Raw genomic sequence first — 24487 nt, 5'->3', positions numbered from 1 at the left:
AGCGATTGCTGACCCTGTATAGTTTTAAATCAAGAATGGTTAAAGTGCTTTAAAAATAGACTCAACACTTTCTTTCGCATCACCAAATAGCATTGATGTATTTTCTTTGAAGAACAGTGGGTTCTGTACCCCTGCGTAACCCGTATTCATTGAGCGCTTGAATACCACTACGTTTTTCGCATTCCATACCTCCAATACGGGCATACCAGCGATTGGGCTGTTCGGATCTTCCAGTGCGGCTGGGTTGACCGTATCGTTAGCACCGATAACCAATACGGTATCGGTTTCAGCAAAGTCATCATTGATTTCATCCATTTCAAGAACGATATCATACGGTACTTTTGCTTCAGCGAGTAACACATTCATATGCCCCGGTAGACGACCCGCTACTGGGTGAATCCCAAAGCGAACTTCAATACCTTGTGAACGAAGTACATCAGTAATTTCATGAACAGGGTATTGTGCCTGAGCTACTGCCATGCCATATCCTGGAGTGATGATTACTGATTTTGAGTTCTTCAACATCTCTGCAACTTCTTCAGCCGTTGTTTCACGATATTCGCCCTGCTCTTCGTCACCTGAAATCACTATCTCTTGACCAAAACCACCGGCAATAACACTGATAAACGAACGGTTCATTGCTTTACACATGATGTAAGAAAGAATCGCACCTGATGAACCTACCAAAGCACCTGTTACAATCAATAGATCATTTGCTAGCATGAAACCTGCTGCCGCTGCTGCCCAACCTGAGTATGAGTTCAACATAGAGACAACAACTGGCATATCAGCACCACCGATTGAAGCGACTAAATGGTAGCCGAATGCGAACGCGATCAAAGTCATCACAATAAGAGCGAACATGCTGCCATCTGCTTTTACGAAGTAGATCATAAGAAGCGTAGAAATAACAACCGCTGCGAGGTTCATTTTGTGCTTATGAGGCAGGTTAAGTGGCGACGAAGAAATCACACCACGCAGCTTACCAAATGCGACAATTGAACCGGTGAAAGTTACGGCACCGATGAACACACCCAAGAATACTTCTACAAGGTGGATAACATGCTCAGCATGTGTTGCTGCTTCTGGCGCATCTAGGTAGCTGTTGTAGCCAACTAAAACCGCAGCTAAACCTACAAAGCTGTGTAGAATCGCAACCAGTTCTGGCATCTCGGTCATTTCTACTTTCTTCGCATAGAAAATACCGATCGCACCACCTATCGCCATCGCGATAATGATCCAACCAAAACCTTGCGCATCTGGGCTAAAGATCGTCGCTATCAGCGCGATCGTCATACCAGCGATACCGTAGTAGTTACCATTACGAGCAGACTCTTGCTTTGAAAGCCCCGCCAAACTCATGATGAAAAATAATGCAGCAACAATGTAAGCTGCTTGTACTAATCCTGCAGACATTGTGACTCCTATTTATCTTTGCGGAACATTTCAAGCATACGCTTGGTGACGGTGAAACCACCGAAGATATTGATACTCGCGATCAATACGGCAATAAAAGATAGGAATGAAACGACGCCATTACCTTGTCCAATTTGCAGTAATGCACCAACGACAATAATGCCAGAGATAGCATTCGTTACTGACATTAGTGGAGTATGAAGTGCATGGGTAACATTCCATACTACGTAGTATCCGACAACACACGCTAGAACAAATACAGTAAAGTGAGAGAGAAACGCCGCTGGAGCAACCGATGCTACCCATGCAAAGGCTCCAACAGCCGCTGCCACACCAATAATTTTCTTCGTTGGAGACGTAGGTTCTTCTACTTTAGGCTCTGGCTTCACAGGCTGTTCTTGTTTCACTTGCGGCTGAGCTGAAACCTGAATTGGTGGCGCTGGCCAAGTAACTTCACCTTCTTTCACCACGGTAACGCCACGGATAACAACATCTTCAAAATCAATATTGATGTTGCCATCTTTCTCTTTACACAGCAGTTTTAGAAGGTTAACAAGGTTTGTCGCGTAAAGCTGAGAAGATTGTGTTGGCAAACGACCAACCATGTCAGTGTAACCAACAATTTTTACGCCGTTATCCGTCATGATAACTTGGTCTTTCACTGTATATTCACAGTTACCGCCATTAGCAGCTGCCAAGTCGACAATTACACTGCCCGCTTTCATGCTGTCGACCATTTCTTTGGTGATCAACTTCGGCGCAGGTTTACCAGGGATGAGCGCGGTCGTAATAATGATATCAACATCTTTAGCTTGCTCTGCGTATAACTCTGCCGCTTTTTTGTTGAAGTCATCAGACATTTCTTTTGCGTAGCCATCCCCAGAGCCTGACTCTTCTTGAAAGTCAACGGTCAGGAACTCAGCGCCCATCGATTCAACTTGCTCTTTTACTTCTGGGCGAACGTCAAACGCACGGACAATAGCACCTAAGCTACCTGCAGCACCGATAGCCGCCAAGCCAGCGACGCCAGCACCCGCAACCAATACTTTCGCTGGAGGTACTTTACCGGCAGCCGTAATTTGACCTGTAAAGAAACGACCAAACTCATGAGCTGCCTCAACCACTGCACGATAACCAGCGATATTAGCCATCGAAGATAGCGCGTCTAAGGCTTGTGCACGTGAGATACGAGGAACGGAATCCATGGCAAGAACGTTAATGTTCTTACTTGAAAGTTGTTCCATCAACTCAGCATTTTGAGCCGGCCAAATAAAGCTAACCAGTGTTGCTCCATCTTGCAGTAACGCAATTTCGTCAATGCCTTGCTCATCATCCACAATTGGCGCATTAACTTTTAAAATAAGGCCAGATGCCCAAACTTCTTCACTAGAAACGATTTTCGCACCAGCTGCTTCATAAGCGGCATCATCGAAACTCGCTAGCACCCCCGCTTGGGATTCAATCGCGACATCGAATCCCAATTTTATTAACTGCTCAACCGACTTCGGCGATGCAGCCACTCGCGATTCACCCGCGAGTATCTCTTTAGGTACACCGATTTGCAAAACGCATACTCCTTGTATACATATCAATAAATTAGTCCCAAAACAGAGCGTCGCTCTACTCTAATTCTTTTTTATTTCTATCTGTTTACCACGCAAGACAATTGCAAACGAAAGATGATGTTTGGGGACACCCATTTGCACAATAACACCTTGACTAACAGCCCTGTTATTATTCTGTTTGTATCGAACGCGTCTCATTACTTCAAGTGTTTTGTAATTTAAATACTAAATTTCATTACATATAACGCTAAGTAATGAATGATTGTCGCTCTGTGCACGAAAAATAACAACGCAACACCGTACTAGACTGAGGTCTAACCAGGTAACGATTAAATACTGACTTAACAGAGATTTAAGCGTTAAAAAGAAAGAGCCACTAGCATATACACTAATGGCTCTTTTTAAGATGACTGGAATCAAATTGCAGTAAATTGCTAGTCGAAGATTTTATCGCCCATTTGATCAATAAACATTTGAGATTTCTTCAACATAAGGTCATTGGCATCTTGCTCTGAGCCAAGCAAATCGGAGCGAATAAACCGATGTGTTTTCACTTCATCATTGTCATGCTTTTCTATTCGACCAGCGATGCGATATTGTCCGCCCTCTGAAAGGCTCTCTGGGTAAATAAGGAAACCTTTATATTCAACTGGTTCGATATTTTTGGCTTCAACCGTTTTCTCACTACCACCAAACAAACGCGAAAAAAATCCCACGATTCCTCCTTGGGTCAGCTCACTAGTCAACTGAGCGACTCTTACTTAATATTAACGTTAAGGATCGGTTTTTCATACCAATCCAACTCTTTGTCATCATCATAACTAGTATGGGAAAAAATTACAGGCACATCATAATCTCGGTTCTTACGCCTGTCTTCTTTCACCATTTCTGCGGCGTTTTTCACCGCTATATCCGCGCTTTGCTTAAACTGGCTTAATTTTTGTTCAGGAAGTGAAGACAAAAAATCAATATCATGACGGATATAGACAGGCTTGAGCTGGATAAGCGCAAGGCAAGCAATATCGGCTAACTGTTCGTTGTCATACTGTTCTAAAAATTCAGGCAAACTGAGAACCTGGCCTACTAATGTTTCCATGTAGTTGTGCACATCTGAGCTTATCTGCATCTGTAAATCTCCTTTTTCCTATGAAATGAGTATAGCAACGACTTGTTTATAACAACTTATTGATTGCTCTTAATTTAATCAATCTCTCTCTTTTTGCGGTAATGTCTTCCAAAATACTTGGGAAAAGGAACAAATAGACGTATTCTTGCTAGTTCTCAAAGTTCGAAATTCAATAACGGATAAATATCCATATTGATAAAACGATTTACCTAACCAATTATATAGTCAACTATTTTCAGGCAGTTTGTAATAGATGTCCTCATCGTCAATGACTTCATCAGGCTTCAGATTCTTATTCCCTTTTTTGCTACTGGGCATAGTGAGTTCGGGCATGGACAGCATTATTCAGATGACTCAGGCAAACTGGGGCATTGCCGCAAACTTGCCGTACATACTATTAGGTTGTGCGCTACTCCTTTGTTATTCATTTAAGCAAGGCAGAGAGTCCATGGTGTGCTTGGCAATGTTGCTAGCCTACTTCGTGATACAGCACCGCCTACAAGTCCCGCTTCAAAGTGGTACCGCTTTACTTGAGCTAACCATTTTAGCCACGTTACTTCCTGTCTCGTTTCTTACGGTATTTTTGTTTAGTAAAGAAGGTTTTGACTCCAGAGCCATGTTGACTTACATCTTGATGTTAGCAATGTTCGTTCTTTGGTCTTATCTAACGCTAGCATATTACGTTGAAGGAGGGTTTGAACAATGGACAAGCGGTATTTTATTTATTGTACCGACGGTCTCTAAACTGCCTTTCATTCTTGTTTTATATTGCGTGGGTATTGTCTGTTTTCTTGGAATTCTTGTTTTAAAGAAGAATGAAATTATCCATGCGATGACCTACTCTGCCATGGTATTGGCGTCTGCGACGTTCATTTTCTTTGATGTGCAGTACATATCAAGCACCATGTTTACGCTAACAGGGCTGCTTATCATTATTTATGCCGCTTCCGCTAGCCATCAACTGGCTTTCACCGATAGCCTAACGCTGATTCCGAGCAGACGTGCACTTGATCTCGATCTAAAACACATGGGTAAGAAGTTCACGATCGCAATGCTTGATGTTGACCATTTTAAAAAGTTTAACGACACCTACGGTCACGATACTGGTGATGACGTTCTAAAAATGGTCGCTTCGCGCCTCACTAAAACCCCAGGCGGCGCAAAAGTTTATCGATTTGGCGGAGAAGAATTTACCATCGTTTTTAAAGGCAAATACGCTGACGAATGTAAGAACTTTTTGGAAGAAGCTCGCAAATCGATTGCAGAATACGAGATGATATTACGCGATGAAGAATCTCGCCCTGAGAACCATAAACAAGGACAAAAACGTCGTGGTAGCAACAGTTCGAAAAGAAAGTCGGTTTTTGTTACCGCAAGTTTCGGAGTTGCTGATAGCCGGAATGGGCAAGCTCCTCTGGACGTCATTAAATCAGCGGACGAAGCACTTTACAAAGCGAAAAAGGCCGGACGTAACTGCATAAAGCTTCGTTAGACCCTCACCAATCGTGAAAGTTAACAAGCTTGTCTGGGTTTACAACTAAACCGAACTTCCCTGCACTCATCGTTGCCACTATCCCGATGTTATCTATCTAATCAAAGGTATAAGGTATACGCCCGATTGCGACATCCGTTCGTACTGTTTGCCTATCTTACTTGAGTTAACTTTAAAAGAATCACCAAAACGTGACAACGCAACAAAAAAATGGCATTCATAAGATTTTGTTTAAAAAGAATTAACTACAGTATGTGTGTTTCTTCCCAAAGATTTTGATGTATATAGTGCTTTATCAACGGTTGCATACAAGTCTGATTGCACTTCTTTCCCTGTCGGTTGAAAAACAAAAACACCCTGTGACACTGTCACTCTATTTGACACACTAGAATACTCATGTGGGTAATCGAGAAAATACATAGCCTCTTGTATACGCTCGGCTTCTCTTTCTGCTGTTTGAGTGTCGGTACACCCTAGCAACACGACAAACTCTTCTCCACCATATCGACCTACATATTCCCCAGAGCGACAAAAAGTAGCCTTGAGTTGATTCGCAATCGCTTGCAAGCAACGGTCGCCCTCAATATGACCGTAATTATCATTAAACGGTTTAAAAAAATCGACGTCCAATAGAATCAAAGCCATTGGCATATTGTGACGACCATGCCATGCAACCATCGATTCCAACTTATGGTCGATATAACGGCGGTTATAGAGTTTGGTTAGGCCATCTTCATTCGCTTGCTGAGTCAAAAGTTGATTAACCTGCTCCAATTGAGCTGTCGCTTGCTTAAGCTCTCGTCTCATATGAGCAATACGCTGCATTGCGATAAGTTTAGAGTTCAGTACCAGTTTATCTACCGGCTTAATTAAATAGTCATCACCGCCCGCATCTATGGCTTTAGCAATCATTTCTGGCTCTTCGTGACTACTCAAGAAAATAATTGGGATCCAATCCGGAAACGTTTCTCTTATATGAAGAGAGACTTCAAAACCGTTCATATCTGGCATTGATATATCGAGTAACACCAGTTCCGGATCAAAACTCTCGTAGGTATTTAACGCCTCTAGTCCACTACCTACGGCTTTTACAATATGTCCAAGTTGCTTTAGACGAATAGCCAACTGCATCCTGTCTAGCTGAACATCGTCAACCAGAAGGATTCGCATCGATGTCCCTGTCGGTTGCATAACGCGTTCCATTTTTAATTATGTCTTTATTAAACATATACCATACTCATAGAGTTGTTGCATTTGACTCATAATTAAGTGCTATATTTTTGTTTGAATATCACGGAATCCATTGCATAAAGCAGTTAGACTGGACGTTACCCTATCTAATCATGGCCTGTGAGCAGAAGTTCAACAAACTCATTCACTTTGGTCATCTTGCGGACTAATGGGTATAGCTATTTGATGCATTTGGTATTAATATTCCCGCCTTTTTGTAATGAGAGACACACCATGTCAGAAGCAACTAACAGCGAAAGCAAAAAAATCGATCTAGCCAGCATTTCTCCAGAGCTACGTAAAGTTATCGAATTTGACGAAGTTCCAGAGCAAATGTTCGAAATGGTTACCTCTATCCATGAAGTGTCTGAAGAAGCGGTACGTGAATCATGGGACGAAATGCCAGCAAGTGCACAGAACATTCTAGACAACTTTGAACAGTTTCATGCTCTAGTTTCTGTAGGCCAAGCATTCGCTGGTATTAATGTGATGGAAGAGTTTCCGACTCTTAATCTGCCAGAAAACATGACAGATGAAGATAAAGAAGAATACCGTGCTCAACTACTTGATAATGTGCTTCACAACTGTGTGAAAGACATGGTTAAGCAACTTAAGAAAGCACGCCGTGACCCACTTCTTAAGCGTGAATTCAAAGAAGTATTCGCGAAGTAATTCCGACATTCTTCTAGTAACAAAGGCCGCACTTTGCGGTCTTTTTTGATCATGAAGCGTAAATCAGTCTAAACGGTTAATGAGGCGCTAGTGCCATATCTTTTTGTGTCACACTGACACCTTTAATTTGTGCAAAAACACGGCTACCAACTTTTAGGTTGAGATCATCAAGGGCCCACGGTGTGATCGTTGCCCACAAATAACATTTCTCGTCTAGCTTGAGTGATACATTAATACTCTGCTTGTCATCGGCTGCGTTAAACGCCTCGATGGAATCGACAATAGCAGGCAAAATATTTCGAATCGACGTCGCCTTGGGTTGCTCGAGCGTGATAGAAACGTCGTTGGCACGCACTTGCAAGCGTATTGGCGTGTCTGGTGTTCCGTCAATCTTTTGCACCCACAGGAATACATTAGGTGCAAGGCTGATACAAGTCAGTGCATAACGTTCATGATGTTCAGCAATCCGGCCTTCAAATAAGCTGCTTTGATCTGAGAAAGATTGCCATGGACGCATAGCATGAGAAGCCCACACTTCCTCAAGCTTACCTGAACTCGAAATTTTACCTTGGTCAATAATTGCAAGGTGCTGAGCAAGCCTTAAAATTTCCTGGAGACTGTGTGTGACATAGATAATAGGGATATTTACCTTCTCCGACAACTCCTCAAGAAAAGGCATTACCTCACGCTTTCTTGGCATATCGAGTGAGGCAAGTGGCTCATCCATCAAAAGCAAATTGGGTTTAGATAGCAATGCGCGCGCAATCGCAACACGTTGCTTTTCACCACCAGAAAGTGATACCGGAAAGCGCTTTAGTAACGGTTTGATAGACAAGAGTTCGGTGACTGCATCAAAATACTCGTCATCTTTTTCTTTAACGCCATATAACAAATTGCCTTGAACCGAATAGTGAGGAAACAAACGTGAATCCTGAAACACATAACCAATACCACGCTTGTGCGTTGGTAGGTTGATTCCCTGTTCACTGTCAAACAAAACATGCTCACCAACCGCAACATACCCTTGCCTTGGAGTGACCAATCCGCTGATGATGTTAATCAACGTCGTTTTACCTGCACCAGAACGTCCAAACAAGGCACTAATTCCGTTACAGGGTAACTTAAGTTTGATGTCGAAGTCAGTCTCACCAAGCATTTGTTTAAATTGGACTTTAATCGTCATTGCTTCGCACCCAATCTGCTTGCCGCTTTACGATTTAGCCATTCAGAGATCATTAATGTAGACAAGGCTAACGCGATAGAAATGATACACAGACGAGCCGCCTGCATTTCTGCACCTGGCGTTTCAATAAAGTTGTACATTGCCAGCGGAATCGTTTGGGTCTCACCCGGAATGTTAGAGACGAAACTGATCGTCGCCCCGAATTCGCCAAGACTACGAGCAAATGACAGCATCGTGCCCGTAATAATTCCGGGAATGATCAGTGGTAACGTGATGGTGAGAAACACTTTTAAAGGAGAAGCGCCTAACGTAGAGGCTGCGTGCTCCAATTTAGGGTCGACGCTATCTAAGCTTAAGCGTACTGAACGAACCATCAAAGGCAAAGCCACGACAATACAAGCGACTACTGCCCCTTTCCAATTAAAGCTAAATACTACCCCTAAGTTTTCATAGAGCCACTTTCCAAGGAACCCTTGTCGTCCTAAAGAAATCAACAATAAATAGCCGATTACCACTGGCGGCAATACCAGTGGTAAATGAATTAAGCTATCGAGAATCGATTTACCAAAGAACTTTTTTCGAGAAAGTAGCCAAGCAAGAAAAACGCCGAGAGGAATCAGCCAAAGTACTGCGTACGCGCCTACTTTGAGGCTTAACATTAAGGCTTGGTATTCCAGTTCTGTCACGCTTCGTTCCTATAATTGAAGGCCGGTCTATTGCTGAAAGCCATATTGAGCAAAAACGCGTGCGGCTTCGTCCGATTTTAGGTACTGGAAGAACTGCTCCGACTCAGTAGAATCATTCACAATTGCAGCCGGGTAAACAATAGCCGCATGCGTATCACTCGCAAATTCGCCGAGAATTTTGACTTTATCAGTTAACTGAGCATCGGTTTTGTAGACCACACCTAAAGGCGCTTCTCCACGTTCAACCAACGCCAAAGCTAAGCGCACATTCTTTGCTGGTGCGACGTGAGTTTGAACCGCTTTCCATACACCCAGTGTAGTCAATGACTCTTTCGCGTACATACCAGCAGGTACTGACGTCGGATTGCCTAAAGCAAGACGATTTCCATGCAATGCCTTCTCCCATGCCTTTGCATCAGAAAAGTTAAATGAGGTTAATTCTGAAGACTGAGGAGCAATCAACACTAAGCTATTGCGCACTAGATTTGTGACATTGTCACGATAAATGACGTCTTTATCGACCAAATAATCCATCCATTTCGTGTTCGCAGAAATGAATACATCCGCTGGTGCGCCATTGATAATTTGTCGAGCGATAGAAGAAGAACCACCATAAACGGGAGTGATAGAAACGTCATACTTTTCTTCAAAGTTTTGCGCGATCTCGTTAATCGCATTCGTCATAGAAGAGGCTGCATACACTTTTAGGTTCGTTGCTGCGTTTGCTGAAAATGAAATGCTTAATACTGCCGCAAGGCAAGCATGCTGTTTCCATGCTTTCATAGAGATACTCCAATACAAGGCAAGCGAAAGAACAGGTTATTTGAATATAAAGTTCAATCAGTTAATGTGCTATTTAAACAAAAAATCAAGGCGCATATGTTGTTCTATCGCATCTGCGATGCGATTAATGCCTTGCTCCTTTAACTCTTTAAAGTCTTGTTGTTTGATTTGGGTGCCGTTTACCCATTCTGATACCAGGCTTAAGACATCTGCCTCATCAAAGAACCCGTGAAGGTAGGTTCCCATGATTTGGCCACACTCGCTGATCGCCCCTTCCGCTTCACCGGAACTGAATGTAAGAGGTTGCAGGCCCCGTACTTCACTTCGCCCTACGTGGATTTCATAACCCTTTACATTGGCTGTTTTGCCGTTAAGAGAAAGCTGTGCTTGTGTGTTTGTAAGCTGTTTGCTGTTAGTTAGCGTCGTAGTGATATCAAGCAAGCCAAGTCCTTCGCTTTGACCTGGTTGGCCTTCGACGCCGTTTGGATCATCAATCAAGTTTCCAAGCATCTGGTAGCCACCACAGATACCAATCACTTTTCCACCAAGACGAATATGACGCAAGATATCTTTATCCCACCCTTGGCTTCTTAGATACTCTAAGTCGTCTCTCACTGATTTGGTCCCAGGCAAAATAACAAGGTCGGCTTTATCTATTTTTTCGCCTTTACCTACATAACGTAGATTGATATCTGGATTCAATCGCAGCACATCAAAATCAGTATGATTACTAATCCGGGTTAAAACAGGCACAACAACATTCAGTTTTACCTCAGAGTGCAACTCTTGCTGCGCAGTGATCGCGTCTTCTGCTTCTAAATTCAAACCATGAAGAAAAGGAAGTACACCAAGTACAGGTTTACCTGTTTTTTCTTCTAGCCAATCGAGGCCCGATTGCAATAAGCGAATATCACCTCGAAAACGGTTGATAACAAATCCTTTTACTCGCGCTTGTTCAGATTCAGAAAGTAACGCAAGTGTTCCGTACAAATGTGCAAACACTCCACCACGATCAATATCAGCAACAATGATCACTGGTACATCAGCGGCCTCAGCAAAACCCATGTTTGCAATATCGCCTTCTCGTAAATTGATTTCAGCAGGACTCCCCGCGCCCTCGATAATGATCGAATCAAATTCTTGAGTCAGACGAGAGAAGGAATCTAACACCGTGTCCATCGCCACTTTCTTGTAATCATGAAAGCCAGCCGCATCCATATTGGAAATCGCCTTACCCTGCAAAATGATCTGAGCACCTGTATCACTGTTAGGTTTAATCAAAACCGGATTCATATGTACGGTTGGCTCAATATTACACGCCTGTGCCTGAACGGCCTGTGCTCGACCTATTTCACCGCCATCTTTGGTTACCGCACTATTTAGTGCCATGTTTTGTGGCTTAAATGGGGCAACATTTATCCCTTTTCTTGCTAATACACGGCATAAACCTGCCACAAGGACACTTTTTCCGGCATCCGAAGTGGTGCCTTGAACCATTAAAGATGGGATCGCTGATTTCATGAACATTTGTAAGGAATAGAGGAAGATGAACAATCATAACGTCATCGTCCCCACTTACTCAAGCAAATGAATAGAATATGAATGTTGAAATCATCATTGGTTCAAACAAGCCCTGTTTTAATGACCCCATCAAAACAAACCGATGAGGATGTAACATGAAAAAGAATACAATTATCGCAACAATCGCCGCCTTAGCTATTGCTCCTTCTATCGCGTTCGCGAAAGATAACGCTCAAAACCAATCAAACTTGCAGTTTAACGGTCCTGTCACTGTGGAAAAATTGGATGCCTTGCTAAACGACTCCAATATGTTTACTGAAAAAGATGTGGTCGTTGAAGGTAACTTATTGCGTCAAGTTCGCGCGGATAAGTTTGTCTTTAGCGATGGTTCCGGTGAAGTGATGGTCGAACTCGATGACGATATTCAGCTAAATACTCCGATTGATCACACGACTAAAGTCCGTCTGTTTGGCGAATTTGAAGGCGGGAACAAACCAGAGATTGAAGTCGAACAACTCGTGGTCATGTGAAACAAACCCCGATTGCTGTGCATATCAACATGATGTAGTGACGATTACAGCTAAATAGTGACGGCAAGCACTTAAAATGATAGCTTTATCAATCTTGGTCTGCTTTTTGCAGACCATTTTTTTGTTCATTTTATTCATCTTGCCCGGAGACACCATGCTAGGTAAAGCTCTAAAGGTTGCAGCCTTTGGTTTGTGTGCTATTTTGCCACTTTCCGCACATGCAAATAATTTCAACTACAACACGATGGAATTTCGCATGGGCACTAGCCCTGGTACATTTGGTGGCGAGTTCAATACCTACTTTACAGAGAATACCCATTTCATTGCTCGCGCAGACAGTGAATTCAGCGGAGACTGGGACATTGCTGGTGGTATAGGCTTTAATGGGCCAGCAGGCCAATTTGCAGATATTTATGGCCAAATGTTGGTACACAACATTAAAGAGAACGGCAGTGATAAAGTCGGCGACGAGTGGCGCACGGAAGTGAATATTGGCACTCGTATTTGGTTTATGCAAAATGTTGAGCTACATGGCCGTATCGGCCAAATCATAGATAATGACGATTCGAATACCATTTACAATCTAGGCGCACGATTCCACTCAACTCAGCAACTATCGCTTGGTGCAGATTTTAAAAATAATGGTGTCTATGGCCAGCAAATTGTAATGTCTGCTCGTTTTGCATTTTAGTGGACATGACTACCAGGCATCACAAGCAAGCATATGATTCAATAAAAATAGCCTCCGATTTTGGAGGCCATTTTTTGCTAATCAGGAATTATTAGCTTGTAGCAGAAACTAGCTTTAATACATCAGTTTTTAGCGGTTTTTTTAGGTTTATCTTGCACATATTTTTTCGATACATCTACAACGGCGATATCTCTAAAAAAGCTTCGACCAAGCAAAATTGCAAACGTCATATGTCCGCGATCCGCTAACGTAAACTCTGTCTTTTCTTTGTGATCCCCAACGGTAATGTAGGCTTTTACCACCGCTCGTTTATCCACCTCTTCTGACGAAGACTGCTTAACTTTAGCCCAGCGCTCAACGGGTACTTTAAATTCTTTGGTGTCTTTGTCACCTAAATCTATCTTAAATTTAACCCAGTCTTTACCATCACGCTCAAACGGAACAATGTCAGTCGCACTAATTGATGATGTTGTCGCACCTGTATCGACTCTAGCCTTGAAAGTCTGGTCAATTTCAGGAACATAAACCCATTCTTCAGAACCAAGAATTAACATGCCATCGGGTGTTTTTGTGACCTTGACTGGCTTTTTAGGCTTTGGTTCCGGCTTTTTCTCAGGTTTCGCTTCTGGTTTGGGCTCCACCTCTGGCTTTGGATCTACCTCAGGTTTCACTTCTGGCTCGACTTTAACGGGCTCTTCGACCTTTGGCGACTCTGGCTCAACAGGTTCCTGCGTCGTTTGAGTTGACGTACAAGCAATTAAACTGCCGCTCATCATAAGCGGCAGAATCAGTTTCCAGTTTTTCATCCACACTCCAATTAAGCTTGAGATACTTTCTTAATTGCGTCCGCTACGTATGGAATATGAGTTTCGGTAAGTCCGGCAATGTTAATTCGACCATCGCCAACACCATAAATGCCATAATCTTCACGCAGTTGCGCCATTTGGTTTCCACTAAAGCCTAGCACAGTAAACATGCCTTTGTGACCCTCAATGAAATCAAATTGATCTGTATTATGGTTGTTTCTCAACTCGTTACACAAACTTTGACGAAGGCTAACCAAACGATGTTGCATTTCACTCAATTCTTGCTTCCAAACGGAAGTGAGATTGTCATCTTGCAGAATGGTCTTAACTAAAGCTGCACCATGGTCGGGTGGCATCGTGTAAGTCGAGCGAGCTAGAGTGAGGAGTTTACCTTTTGCATTGGTTACATCATGCATGTTCTTACCAACCACAATCGCTGCACCAGTTCGTTCACGGTACAGACCAAAGTTCTTCGAACATGAAGTAGTAATCAACATCTCTTCAACGTTATCTGCCATAAAACGAAGACCTTTTGCGTCTTCTTCTAGGCCATCACCGAAGCCTTGGTAGGCAATGTCCACAAATGGGATGAAACCGTTCTTCTGCGACAATTCTGTAATGGCTTGCCAAGCAGAGAAGTCAATATCCGCACCAGTTGGATTGTGGCAACAACCATGAAGAAGTACCACATCTGAAGGCCCAGCTTTCGCAAGATCATCCATCATTTTTGCGGTGTCTACTTGTTTCGTTTCCGAAGAGAAATAGTGGTAGAACTTAACTTTAAGGCCTGCTGCTTCCATTACTGGCTTGTGGTTTACGTAACTTGGGTTGGAAATCCAAACCGTCGTATCTGGCTGTGCGATCTTCATCAGATCACCGAGCATACGCAGCGCACCACTTGCACCTGGCGTTTGAATTGCTGCAACACGATCCATTGCAGACGTTCCCGTCAGCAGCAAATCGATCATGCTTTTATTAAATTCTTCGCAACCCGCAAGACCAACGTAAGACTTGGTTTTTTGAGTTTCAACAACGACATCCTGCGCCATTTGAATGGCTTTCATAATCGGCGTTTCGCCTGCGCTGTTTTTGTATACGCCAATGCCAAGGTCAACCTTGTTTGGACGTTCATCGTTACGGTATGCAACGGATAGAGATAAAATAGGATCTAATACGGGAGTTGGGAGATTAGAAAACATGAAAGTCATAACCCTTTGAAATTCAAGTACCGAACCTCACGTTAACACCATCGCAAAAAATGACGAAATGATTTTTCACTTATTTCATCAATTATAGAACAAAATTCTGGCTTACGGTGAGTTTTGTGCGCTCTATCGTTCAGAAAAAGAACGATTCACTCCTTGTCGTACCAATCCACTCTACCGTTTTTTCTAAACTCTCTTGGTGTCATGGTCGACCACGCTTTAAAACGTGTACTAAAGTTAGCGCTTGTCGGATATCCGACTATTTCTCCAATATGCTGAATTGGCCATTCTGTTGAACGAAGTAACCTAGCAGCATATTCCATGCGCATACGCGTTAAATGTGCCATTGGGCTTCGACCAAACTGCTTTTGAGTCAGTCGATGCAAATGAGGCTCCGAACATGGATATAGAGCCGCCACCTGCTCAACGCTCCAATCCTTATGGAGCTGACGTTGGACAAGGTCAAATACACGCCGAAGCCTCAATTGGCTGCGTGATATCGACTCTGAGGGCGGCATGTTTAACATCAGCTCTAACTGAGCCACACTATGCTCACCTACCGCACCACCATAATCGATTGGAAGGTGAATGCTGCGTAGTAGTGTTTGGATACATGCATACATCACTTCAGGTGTAGATGAAAGCTGGTAGCGAACATCGCATTCTAATATCGGCCACTCTCTATCAGGAGCAAGAAAAAGCCACGCGATCTGCCAAGGTTCTTCTTCTATACCAAAACCGTTTTCAACACCTGCGGGTACTGTAATCAACGAGCCCGGTTCCAAATCGTATCGATAAGTCCCACTCTCTAGCCACCCTTTACCACGCACCGTATAGAGCAGCATGTGTTTCTTTTGGTTTTTACGATAAACAGAGAAGAAGTCACGACAAGTGGCAATGCCGCACTGCACAATGCCTCTCTCCTCAAGTGCTAATACTCGACTGTGATCAATAAACTCTTGATAAGTTTTTTCTGAAATCGCGTAGCGTTCTTGTTTATCTTCCATGATTTATTGGCTCACATGTGCGTTAGTAGAGAGTTTTACAAAGGTTTTGGATTCCTTTGAAAAATACACCGCCAAATCATGAGGATAAACTACTCGCATTAATCTTTAAGGAGAAATGCGATGCTCTTAACACGCGAATACATCGATAAAGCATTTTGGCAAAAGCTGATTACGATTGGCCTACCTGTTTCACTTCAGTCCATGCTTTTTGCTTTGCTCGGCGTCGTGGATATTTTCATGGTAAGCCTACTCGGAGAATCTGCAACGGCAGCAGTTGGAGTTGGAAATCGTATCTTTTTCTTCAACCTAGCGGTTGTCTTTGGCCTGTGCGGTGCAGTTACCGTACTTGCTTCTCAATACTACGGCTCAGGAAACCTAGCCGGAATTCGCAGAACGTTGGCGCAATCTTGGTTTATTTCCATTTTGGTGACGCTGCCGTTTATCGTTCTTTATGCGATTTTTGATGAAGAGATCGTCTCTTTTATGTCAGACGATCCTGAATACGTCACTTATGCACGTGATTATCTTGTGGTTACGGGCTTTAGCCTCATTGCTACGGCGATAGTAGTACCGATTGAAGCGGTATTGCGCTCCGTGGGCCAAACCAAATTGGCAACCAACGTTAGTATCTCCGCCATTGTCGTTAACGTCGCGCTTAATTATGTTTTGATTTTTGGTTTATTTGGTTTCCCTCAATGGGGCGTATTTGGTGCAGCCGTAGGTAGTTTTGTTTCTCGATTTTTCCAAACCGCCGTCTTGATTTATTTTTTCTACAAACGATATGCTTACCTAATTCCGACTAAGTTCGATTGGGTACAAGGCCGCTTAAAACAGTATCGAAAAAAGTACTTTAAGGTTTCTTTACCCATGTTGGTCCACGATGCGCTTTGGACTGGTGGATTGATCGTTTACAGCATCATCTATGGTCAATTGGGCGTTTCAGAACTGGCGATCATCTCATTCTTATCACCGATTGAAGGGGTACTGATTTCAACCTTTATGGGATTTGCGGTCGCTGCATCCGTTCTTCTTGGGAATGATATTGGTGCAAAACATTATGACCGAGTCGAGAAAACGGCGTGGTGGTATGTGTTAACCAGCGCAATCTTAGCCACCTTGCTGTTTTTCCTAGTGTGGTTGAGCTCGCCCATGATTCATCACCTATTGGTACTGAGCCCGTTAACCGATGCAGACATGGCACTTAACGTATGTTTAGTCATGGCGCTAGGTATGATTTTGAGGGTGTTTAACATGGTTGGGATTGGCGGCGTACTAAAGAGTGGCGCTGATATTCGCTATAGCATTTTCATCGACACGTTCGGTCAGTGGGCTATTGGCATCCCCCTTACTTATTACACAGGCATGGTGTTAGGGCTGCCTTTGCATTTTGTCTTGATGTCTCTGCTCGCGGAAGAGTTAGTGAAAGGCGTACTGACGACTTACCGTATTCAATCTAAACGTTGGATAAATAATATGGTTGAAGATGACCAATCGGTGACAGCGTAACCAAAAAGACATTAACGAACTCACACCAAAAGGGCTCACCCGTTCTGCACGCGTGAGCTCTTTTTATGTGCGGAGAATGCTTGATTAGATGTCCGTAAAGCGATGAATGATTTGGTTTGAACTGCCACGCCATTCGAGATTGAGGTCTTTCTTGTCTTGTTCAAACTTACCATCAATCAAAACATCGATGTATTGCACCACTTCCCTTTGCGCGTCATTCAGTTCCGTCAGCGTGTAGCCAGTCCAAACCCAAATGTCTTTACCTGGGCACTCCTCTCTCACCCTTTTCACTATCTTCAAAATATTAGGCACATTAGCAGGGTGAAGCGGATCTCCACCCGACAACGACAAGCCACGGCGTTTGATACGCGTGTCGTTTAAGTCAGCGATGATTTTGTCTTCCGCTTCTTGCGTGAAAAGTACACCAGAATCTAAACGTTGCGTCGACTGGTTATAACAGCCACGGCACTGATGCACACAACCCGACACAAACAGCGTGCAGCGCGTACCCGGTCCGTTAACAACGTCAATTGGATAGTATTGGTGGTAATTCATAATGCGTCTCTGTGTTATCGAGAAAAAGAAAATCAACCTGTTTAAAGTTGATTTTCAAAGTGTAAAACGAGTGGTAGTTAACCTTACAGGTGTTTAACTCGGCGCTTCACTTCTTCTTGCTTACCGAAGTTAAACGGGCGTGCATCTGGGCTGCCTAGGTAGCCACAAACTCGACGTGTTACTGATACTTTAGTTGAGTCATGGTTACCACAGCTTGGGCAAGTGAAGCCTTTACTTGTACAGTCAAACTCGCCGTTGTAGCCACACTCGTAGCACTCATCAATTGGCGTGTTTGTACCGTAGTAAGGCACTCGGGTGTAACTGTAGTCCCATACGTTTTCTAGTGCTTCAACGTTGCGTTGCATGTTCGGGAACTCGCCGTAACAGATAAAGCCGCCACTTGAGATTTCTGGGTAAGGCATCTCAAAGTCGATCTTGTCGTACGGGTTCACCTTCTTCTCAACATCTAGGTGGAAGCTGTTGGTGTAGTAACCTTTGTCTGTTACGCCTTCAATTACACCGAACTCTTTCGCATCGATTCGGCAGAAACGGCTACATAGGTTTTCACTTGGCGTTGCATATAAGCTGAAGCCATAACCTGTTTCGTCAGCCCATTGATTCACAGCATCTTTTAGATGCTTGATGATCGCGACGGCTTTTTCACGCAAAACAGCGTCATCATAAACGTGCGCTTCTGTACCGAATAGCGCGTTAATTGTCTCGTGTACACCGATGTAACCAAGAGAAATAGACGCACGACCGTTCTTGAAGATATCTGCGATTGAGTCGTCTGCTTTCAAGCGAACACCACATGCGCCTTCCATGTATAGGATTGGGGCCACACGTGCTTTCACGTTTTCAAGGCGAGAGATACGTGTCTCTAGTGCTTTACGAGCAAGACGTAGGCGGTCATTTAGAAGCTCGTAGAATTTCTCTTCGCTTCCGTTTGCACAGATAGCGATACGAGGAAGGTTCAAGCTCACGACGCCAAGGTTGTTACGACCTTCGTGAATCAGCTCACCGTTTTCTTCGTAAGTACCAAGGAAGCTACGGCAACCCATTGGCGTTTTGAATGAACCGGTTACTTCCACTACTTTGTCGTAGTTAAGAATGTCTGGGTACATACGCTTAGACGCACACTCAAGCGCAAGTTGCTTGATGTCGTAGTTTGGATCTTCTGATTTGTGGTTCAAACCATCTTTGATGCCGAATACAAGTTTAGGGAATACCGCTGTTTTACGGTTCTTGCCTAGACCTGCAATACGATTCTTCAGAATCGATTTCTGGATCAGGCGGGATGCCCAGCTTGTACCAAGACCAAAACCGAACGTAACGAATGGGGTTTGACCGTTCGCTGTATGCAGCGTGTTTACTTCGTATTCTAGAGATTGAAATGCGTCGTAACACTCTTTCTCAGTGCGCGCTTTTGCGAACTCTTCTGGCTCAGCAATGTTCCACTCTTTTGCAATCTCTAGGTGTTTCTCGTAGCTTGTGATTACGTACGGTTCTAGAACCTCATCAATACGGTTGATGGTTGTACCGCCGTAAATGTGGCTCGCGACTTGAGCAATGATTTGTGCTGTTACCGCTGTTGCAGTCGAAATTGATTTTGGCGTATCAATCTCAGCGTTACCCATTTTAAAACCATGCGTCAGCATGCCTTTAAGATCGATAAGCATACAGTTAAACATTGGGAAGAACGGTGCGTAGTCTAAATCGTGGTAGTGAATGTCACCCACTTCGTGCGCTTGAACCACATCGCGAGGAAGAATGTGCGTCTTCGCGTAGTGTTTCGCTACGATACCAGCCAACAAGTCACGTTGAGTCGGAATTACTTTGCCGTCTTTGTTCGCGTTCTCGTTGATTAGATCCAGATTACTTTCTTCAATCAAACCTTCGATTTCGCGAGTTAGTGCACTTTGCTTCTCACGAGCGATGTCGCGATCGTGGCGATATTCAATGTAAGAACGCGCTAGGGCTTTGTAAGGACCTTGCATGAGTTCATTTTCGACTAAGTCTTGAATCTCATGGATGTGAACTTCATCGTGTTCTCTTAACTGTAACTCGACAGCAAGAGCCACATTAAGAGCATAAATAGCGACATCTTTATCTTTGTTTTCCGCTGCTGCTTCAACTGCTGCTTGGATACGATCCCTGTTGAACGGAGCTCTTGATCCGTCGCGTTTGATTACGATTGGTTTCACCTTGTTCTCCTTACCCGAGCATACTCACAGAGTTATCCACAAACACACTATATGGGGTTATTTTTTATTCTAGCAACACAATATATTGTGGCGTATTTAACGAGAAGCACCACTCGAAAACATTGATTTTGATCAATAAAGATTGGCTAGCGAACAAGAAGAAATCGATCTTATTGGCGTTGATCTCAGTTGCGAAGAAAACCATGAAAATTGCAAAATTGGTACTAAATCTACTTGCTATTTTTGGAGGTCTTGTAGGATAAAGGATGGAAAGGAATACGCTAAAAGATAGGAGTGCAACAGGCCAAAATGCGATCACTTTTTGTTACGTTAATATTACTTTTTAGTTCTCTTTCATTTGCTCAAAACTCCATCAATCTAACCAGTTGGAACATAGAATGGTTATCTATAGATGGTGGAAAAGTGTCGAGAACACCACAAGATTTTGAAAAACTGACCCACTATGTGGATAAAACACAAGCCGACATTCTTGCTTTTCAAGAAGTCGAAAGCGTCGCTGCAATGCAAAAAGCTGTTGGCAATGACTTCACTATCTATCTTTCCGATCGTTCAAACGCCTCCAACCGACACCTTCAGTTTAACGACACCAACCAATACACAGGCTTTGCCGTGCGCAATGGCGTAAGCATATTAGACAAGCCAGACTTCTCTATCACTCGAGGCAACAGCAAGCTGCGCTTCGCGAGCTACCTTGTTTTAAATCCAAACCAAGAAAACGAGACTCATCTACTCTCTGTACATTTGAAAGCGGGTTGCAGTGGCGCGTATCGTAATAACCGCGATTGTAAGATAGTGAAACAACAAGGACAGGCACTAGCTAAGTGGATAAAGGCGCGCGAGGACAACAAACAACATTATGTCGTGCTTGGCGACTTTAACCACAACTTGGGTTATCAAGGAGATTGGTTATGGGACGTGATATCGGACAATACTAGTGCAAAGCTAGTGACTAAAGACACTAAAGCGGAATGTAAAGTGCGTTCTAATCGTAATCCGAATAAAACCCACCAATTCCGCTCGGTGATAGACCACATTATTGTGAGTGGTGATTTAAAGGCGTCGTCTGGTGTTCAAACCGTTTTCAAAACACAAGATGTACTCGACTATAAACTGAGTGACCATTGCCCGGTTTCTACGACACTCACTTTTTAGCGTTCAAGTTCTCTGTTAACGTTGAGATACTCTTTTTGCGTTGAAGAACTCTTTAGCCACGAACCACTCTTTTAGCGGTGAATGACCCAACCAACATTGCCGCTATAAAGAGCAGAACTTGTACGTTGCCAGTAAAAAGGCTGGCAACCGCAGGACCAGGACACACACCCAGTAAGCCCCAACCAATACCAAACAGTGCTGCACCACCGACTAACTTTTTGTCTATCGTTTTAGAAGTCGGACAGACAACCTCATCACCAAACACAGATTCGCTTCTTGGCTTTATTAATAAAAGATAAGCAGGAACGAACACAACAAGTGCTCCGCCCATAACGAAGGCTAAGCTTGGGTCCCATGAACCGGTAATATCAAGAAAGCCGATCACTTTTGCCGGATCAGCCATACCAGAGACCACCATACCAATACCAAAGAGCACACCAGAAAATGCAACAACGGACATTTGCTTAATACTTTTCATTACGTGAGTTTTCATAACGACACTATTCCTCACGATACTAGCAAGACGGTTAACATGGCTGTGGCCATAAAAGTACACGTCGCGACCACAGAACGGATTGAGAAACGCCCTATTCCACAAATGCCATGGCCACTAGTACAACCATTGCTGATACGCGTACCAACACCGACTAACAAGCCAGCAACGATAACTAAAATAAGAGAACCGCTGTACTGATCTGGTACATGCCCGCCAAGAACATAAACAGCAAACAAGCCACCTAATACCATCGCAATTAAAAAAACAATTCGCCAAACGCGGTCTGCGCTCTCAACGGCACCGTTTAAGATCCCACTGATCCCAGCAGTCTTGCCAGTAAATAGCATCAGTGTTATCGCTGATACGCCAACTATTATGCCGCCCAAAAGCGACATCCAAGGAACTTCAAACATAGCATCCGCCAAACTAATTACTTACAGAAAACTTGCTTAAACGCTTCAACCAGCGGACCAACTCTTTCATCAGAAATTGAATAAAATACCTGCTGAGAAACCTTCCTAGCTTTAATGATGTCGTGCTTTCTCAATACGGTGAGATGTTGTGAAAAAGCAGATTGGCTTAATGATGAACCTTCAAACAGTTCACCGACCCCTTTCTCGCCTTCAATCAGCTTACACATCACGATTAGGCGCTCTGGATGAGCCATAATTTTAAGCAGCTCACTCGCTTCGGTCGCACTTTGTAGCATACTGTCGCCCATTCTTATGCCTCTTCATTACTACATTACATTTCATTAGATATTACTAATTAATATTATTAAGTCAATGCTAATGTAGATTAAATAACATTAGACTCAGCTAATTTATTTAAGTAAGGTGTAGGCGTTTTCGATCATTCAGCAGGAGAAATCCATGAGCAAAATCGTGATTATTGGTGGGGTTGCTGGCGGTGCATCTGCAGCAGCTCGCGCTCGTCGTCTTAGTGAAGACGCAGAAATCATTATGTTTGAACGCGGTCCATTTGTGTCATTTGCAAACTGTGGCTTACCCTATCACATTGGTGGCGATATCCAAGAGCGCAGCAAACTGCTTCTTCAAACGCCTGAGAGCTTTCTAGCGCGTTTCAATGTTGATGTCCGTGTGATGAACGAAGTGGTTTCTATTAACCGTCAAGACAAAACGGTTACGGTTAAGAATTTGCTTGATGGCTCGGAATACCAAGAGAGCTACGACTTTCTTCTACTCAGCCCTGGCGCAGGTCCAGTTGTGCCGCCTATTCCGGGTATTGATAACCCGTTAACGCACTCGCTGCGCAATATTCCAGATATGGATCGCATCATTAAAACGATCGAAACCAACAAAGTTGAACACGCTACGGTCGTTGGTGGTGGTTTTATCGGTTTGGAAATGATGGAAGCCTTCCACCAGCTAGGCATAAAAACCACATTAGTTGAAATGGCGGATCAAGTGATGACGCCCGTTGACCGTGAAATGGCTGGCTTCGCACATGCTGAAATTCGTGAGAAAGGCATCGACCTTAAACTTGGCGTCGCACTTGAGTCGGTGAAATTCGTACCTAACGAGCACGTGGCAAGTTTCGACTCTGGTGAGAGCGAAAAACACCAACATCTAGAAGGTGAATTGGAATTAACACTAAACAACGGTGAAAGACTCACCACCGATATTTTGATTATGGCAATTGGTGTTCGCCCCGAGACCAAATTAGCGAAAGAAGCTGGCTTAGAAATCGGCGCTCTTGGTGGTATTTATACCAATGAATACATGCAAACCAGCGATCCTTCGATCTACGCTGTCGGCGACGCGGTAGAAGAGAAAGACTTTGTGACTGGCGAGCAAACTCTAGTGCCACTTGCGGGCCCGGCAAACCGTCAAGGCCGAATTGCAGCAGACAACATGCTTGGCCGCCAAGAAACTTACCAAGGTACGCAAGGCACGGCGATCTGTAAGATTTTTGATTTAGCCGTCGCTTCTACTGGTAAAAACGAGAAACAGCTGAAACGTGAAAACATCGCTTATGAAAAAGTGTATGTGCATACAGCAAGTCACGCGAGTTACTACCCAGGTGCAGAAACCGTGTCATTCAAAATGCTGTTTGATCCAGTAACAGGTAAAATATTAGGTGCGCAAGCAGTAGGTAAAGACGGTGTTGATAAACGTATCGACGTAATGGCAGTTGCTCAGCGTGCTGGTATGACGGTAGAGCAACTGCAACACCTCGAGCTAACTTACGCGCCACCTTATGGCTCTGCTAAAGATGTAATTAACCAAGCGGCGTTTGTGGCAAATAACATCATCAAAGGCGATGCGACCGCGATTCATTATGATGAAATGGATTCACTGACAGAAGACCAACTGTTACTTGATGTTCGTAATCCTGGTGAATTGGAGTCCGTTGGTTATCTTGAAGGTGCAATTAATATTCCTGTCGATCAACTACGTCGTCGCATGCACGAACTTCCTAAAGACAAAGAGATCGTGATTTACTGTCAGGTTGGGTTACGCGGTAACGTAGCATACCGTCAGCTGGTCAACAATGGTTACAAAGCCCGCAACTTGATTGGTGGATACAGAACTCTCAAATTTGCTCGCTTATAACTTGATAATAAAAAAGAGAAAACCACGTGCTTGGTTTTCTCTTTTTTTGCAGGAAAGAAAGCGT

24 protein-coding genes are annotated in these 24487 nt (G+C 43.6%); 7 read left to right on the top strand and 17 right to left on the bottom strand.

From position 1 onward, the window contains the following. Window positions 1–39: 39 nt before the first annotated feature. The 4 genes from pntB to R7P64_RS04630 all read right to left on the bottom strand — a co-directional run bounded on the left by pntB (window position 40) and on the right by R7P64_RS04630 (window position 4107). The gene (gene pntB / locus R7P64_RS04645; RefSeq protein ID WP_005376248.1) at window positions 40–1416 is read right to left on the bottom strand and encodes a Re/Si-specific NAD(P)(+) transhydrogenase subunit beta; all 1377 of its coding nucleotides are present in this window, start codon (window positions 1414–1416) and stop codon (window positions 40–42) included. Window positions 1417–1424: 8 nt separating this feature from the next. Continuing rightward, window positions 1425–2981, bottom strand: coding sequence for a Re/Si-specific NAD(P)(+) transhydrogenase subunit alpha (locus R7P64_RS04640; protein WP_054575447.1), 1557 nt, complete (start codon window positions 2979–2981; stop codon window positions 1425–1427). 434 nt (window positions 2982–3415) lie between these two features. Then, window positions 3416–3697: an HlyU family transcriptional regulator gene (locus R7P64_RS04635; RefSeq protein ID WP_005376244.1), complete on the bottom strand. Its 282-nt coding sequence runs from the start codon at window positions 3695–3697 to the stop codon at window positions 3416–3418. Between the two features lie 41 nt (window positions 3698–3738). Beyond that, entirely contained in the window at window positions 3739–4107 is a 369-nt protein-coding gene (locus tag R7P64_RS04630) for a late competence development ComFB family protein (protein WP_213972762.1), read from the bottom strand. 253 nt (window positions 4108–4360) lie between these two features. Between R7P64_RS04630 and R7P64_RS04625 the strand changes: the two genes are divergently transcribed. Next, the gene (locus tag R7P64_RS04625; protein WP_053349903.1) at window positions 4361–5599 is read left to right on the top strand and encodes a sensor domain-containing diguanylate cyclase; all 1239 of its coding nucleotides are present in this window, start codon (window positions 4361–4363) and stop codon (window positions 5597–5599) included. Between the two features lie 231 nt (window positions 5600–5830). On the opposite strand, the gene R7P64_RS04620 is transcribed toward R7P64_RS04625, so the two are convergent. Next, window positions 5831–6790: a diguanylate cyclase gene (locus R7P64_RS04620; protein ID WP_017634619.1), complete on the bottom strand. Its 960-nt coding sequence runs from the start codon at window positions 6788–6790 to the stop codon at window positions 5831–5833. A gap of 273 nt (window positions 6791–7063) precedes the next feature. Between R7P64_RS04620 and R7P64_RS04615 the strand changes: the two genes are divergently transcribed. Beyond that, entirely contained in the window at window positions 7064–7501 is a 438-nt protein-coding gene (locus R7P64_RS04615; RefSeq protein ID WP_005376232.1) for a DUF3069 domain-containing protein, read from the top strand. Between the two features lie 76 nt (window positions 7502–7577). Here R7P64_RS04615 and modC read toward each other — a convergent pair whose 3' ends face one another. The 4 genes from modC to R7P64_RS04595 form a co-directional block, all read right to left on the bottom strand. After that, window positions 7578–8684 (bottom strand): molybdenum ABC transporter ATP-binding protein ModC, encoded by a 1107-nt coding sequence (modC, locus tag R7P64_RS04610; protein ID WP_005388041.1) that lies wholly within the window; start codon window positions 8682–8684, stop codon window positions 7578–7580. After that, window positions 8681–9370 carry a molybdate ABC transporter permease subunit gene (modB, locus tag R7P64_RS04605; RefSeq protein WP_258654999.1) on the bottom strand — a complete coding sequence of 230 codons (690 nt, stop codon included), beginning with the start codon at window positions 9368–9370 and terminating at the stop codon, window positions 8681–8683. The genes modC and modB overlap by 4 nt, the downstream gene beginning before the upstream one ends. A 27-nt stretch (window positions 9371–9397) precedes the next feature. Then, window positions 9398–10153, bottom strand: a complete 756-nt coding sequence (gene modA, locus R7P64_RS04600) for a molybdate ABC transporter substrate-binding protein (RefSeq protein ID WP_137282621.1) — start codon at window positions 10151–10153, stop codon at window positions 9398–9400. Between the two features lie 69 nt (window positions 10154–10222). Beyond that, a complete protein-coding gene (locus R7P64_RS04595) occupies window positions 10223–11674 on the bottom strand; it encodes a cobyric acid synthase (protein ID WP_025767761.1) in 1452 nt (483 codons plus the stop codon). Between the two features lie 155 nt (window positions 11675–11829). Between R7P64_RS04595 and R7P64_RS04590 the strand changes: the two genes are divergently transcribed. Then, a complete protein-coding gene (locus R7P64_RS04590) occupies window positions 11830–12204 on the top strand; it encodes a YgiW/YdeI family stress tolerance OB fold protein (protein ID WP_005376220.1) in 375 nt (124 codons plus the stop codon). Between the two features lie 154 nt (window positions 12205–12358). Next, window positions 12359–12895, top strand: coding sequence for a hypothetical protein (locus R7P64_RS04585; RefSeq protein WP_017634623.1), 537 nt, complete (start codon window positions 12359–12361; stop codon window positions 12893–12895). 122 nt (window positions 12896–13017) lie between these two features. Here R7P64_RS04585 and R7P64_RS04580 read toward each other — a convergent pair whose 3' ends face one another. From R7P64_RS04580 to R7P64_RS04570, 3 genes are all read right to left on the bottom strand, one after another. Then, complete coding sequence (locus tag R7P64_RS04580; RefSeq protein WP_318118457.1) at window positions 13018–13701, bottom strand: ATP-dependent zinc protease; 684 nt, start codon at window positions 13699–13701, stop codon at window positions 13018–13020. 11 nt (window positions 13702–13712) lie between these two features. Continuing rightward, entirely contained in the window at window positions 13713–14900 is a 1188-nt protein-coding gene (locus tag R7P64_RS04575; RefSeq protein ID WP_017634625.1) for an aromatic amino acid transaminase, read from the bottom strand. 155 nt (window positions 14901–15055) lie between these two features. After that, a complete protein-coding gene (locus R7P64_RS04570; protein ID WP_017634626.1) occupies window positions 15056–15913 on the bottom strand; it encodes an AraC family transcriptional regulator in 858 nt (285 codons plus the stop codon). Window positions 15914–16033: 120 nt separating this feature from the next. On the opposite strand from R7P64_RS04570, the gene R7P64_RS04565 reads away from it, so the two are divergent. Beyond that, on the top strand, window positions 16034–17419 hold the full coding sequence (locus tag R7P64_RS04565) for an MATE family efflux transporter (RefSeq protein WP_005388027.1): 1386 nt from the start codon (window positions 16034–16036) through the stop codon (window positions 17417–17419). Between the two features lie 84 nt (window positions 17420–17503). On the opposite strand, the gene nrdG is transcribed toward R7P64_RS04565, so the two are convergent. Together nrdG and nrdD are read right to left on the bottom strand one after the other, a co-directional pair. Beyond that, on the bottom strand, window positions 17504–17974 hold the full coding sequence (nrdG, locus tag R7P64_RS04560) for an anaerobic ribonucleoside-triphosphate reductase-activating protein (RefSeq protein WP_154204406.1): 471 nt from the start codon (window positions 17972–17974) through the stop codon (window positions 17504–17506). Between the two features lie 83 nt (window positions 17975–18057). Then, the gene (gene nrdD / locus R7P64_RS04555; protein WP_213972763.1) at window positions 18058–20178 is read right to left on the bottom strand and encodes an anaerobic ribonucleoside-triphosphate reductase; all 2121 of its coding nucleotides are present in this window, start codon (window positions 20176–20178) and stop codon (window positions 18058–18060) included. A gap of 309 nt (window positions 20179–20487) precedes the next feature. Between nrdD and R7P64_RS04550 the strand changes: the two genes are divergently transcribed. Further along, on the top strand, window positions 20488–21351 hold the full coding sequence (locus tag R7P64_RS04550; RefSeq protein WP_213885566.1) for an endonuclease/exonuclease/phosphatase family protein: 864 nt from the start codon (window positions 20488–20490) through the stop codon (window positions 21349–21351). Window positions 21352–21403: 52 nt separating this feature from the next. On the opposite strand, the gene R7P64_RS04545 is transcribed toward R7P64_RS04550, so the two are convergent. Genes R7P64_RS04545 through R7P64_RS04535 form a run of 3 tightly spaced genes read right to left on the bottom strand, consistent with a single transcriptional unit; the run spans window position 21404 to window position 22568 of the window. Continuing rightward, window positions 21404–21844 carry a YeeE/YedE family protein gene (locus R7P64_RS04545; protein WP_213972764.1) on the bottom strand — a complete coding sequence of 147 codons (441 nt, stop codon included), beginning with the start codon at window positions 21842–21844 and terminating at the stop codon, window positions 21404–21406. 14 nt (window positions 21845–21858) lie between these two features. Further along, window positions 21859–22272, bottom strand: a complete 414-nt coding sequence (locus R7P64_RS04540) for a YeeE/YedE family protein (RefSeq protein ID WP_262579291.1) — start codon at window positions 22270–22272, stop codon at window positions 21859–21861. Window positions 22273–22277: 5 nt separating this feature from the next. Then, on the bottom strand, window positions 22278–22568 hold the full coding sequence (locus R7P64_RS04535) for an ArsR/SmtB family transcription factor (RefSeq protein ID WP_005376206.1): 291 nt from the start codon (window positions 22566–22568) through the stop codon (window positions 22278–22280). Window positions 22569–22719: 151 nt separating this feature from the next. Between R7P64_RS04535 and R7P64_RS04530 the strand changes: the two genes are divergently transcribed. Continuing rightward, window positions 22720–24423 (top strand): FAD-dependent oxidoreductase, encoded by a 1704-nt coding sequence (locus tag R7P64_RS04530; RefSeq protein WP_154204409.1) that lies wholly within the window; start codon window positions 22720–22722, stop codon window positions 24421–24423. Window positions 24424–24487: the final 64 nt, after the last annotated feature.

The sequence above is a fragment of the Vibrio sp. 2304 genome (genome assembly GCF_033339475.1).
In the GTDB taxonomy this organism is placed as follows: Bacteria; Pseudomonadota; Gammaproteobacteria; order Enterobacterales; family Vibrionaceae; genus Vibrio; species Vibrio alginolyticus.
The sequence above is the reverse complement of the archived record's forward strand: the minus strand, read 5'-3'. Positions and strand labels throughout refer to the sequence as shown.